At 52.1% G+C, this 535-nt stretch carries 1 protein-coding gene; it reads left to right on the top strand.

Annotation, left to right across the window (positions count from 1 at the left end; genetic code table 11):
* Nucleotides 1-535, top strand: a 535-nt coding sequence (locus ACWHAR_RS31435) for an AMP-binding protein (protein ID WP_452088974.1), incomplete at both ends; no start/stop codon positions are given.

Genomic DNA, 535 nt, shown 5'->3' with positions numbered 1-535 from the left:
ATCCGGGAGCGGAGTGGACGATCAAATTGAAATACAACGGCGAAGCTTTTGACGCGGCTTTCATTGAGCAGGCCGCAGGGCATTTAACGAGACTTGCAGAAGAGGCGATTGCAAATCCCGAATCAAAAGCAGGCAGCGCCGACATGTTATCAAAACAGGAGCAACAAACGCTGCTCGCTTTTAATCAAACGAAAACCGGTTATCCAAGAGAAAAGACGATTCCGGAGCTGTTTGAAGAACAGGTTGAAGCGTCTCCTGACAAAACGGCTGTTGCCGCTGACGGAAGAAGCCTGACTTACCGCAGGCTGAATGAGAAAGCCAATCAGCTCGCGAGAAGGCTGAAAGCAAGAGGCTTGATGCACGGAAATGCCGCCGCCATTATGATGGAGCGGTCGCTTGAAGCAGCCGTCAGCATGCTGGCGGTACTGAAAGCAGGAGGCGTGTACGTACCGATCGATCCCGGATATCCTGAAGAGCGGATTCGCTTCTTGCTCGAAGACAGCGGAGCAAAGATCGTCCTTACAAAAGACAGCCC

It is taken from the genome of Bacillus sp. LR--39, assembly GCF_053613335.1.
Note: the sequence above shows the minus strand (reverse complement) of the source record. Positions and strands in the feature narration are given on the sequence as shown.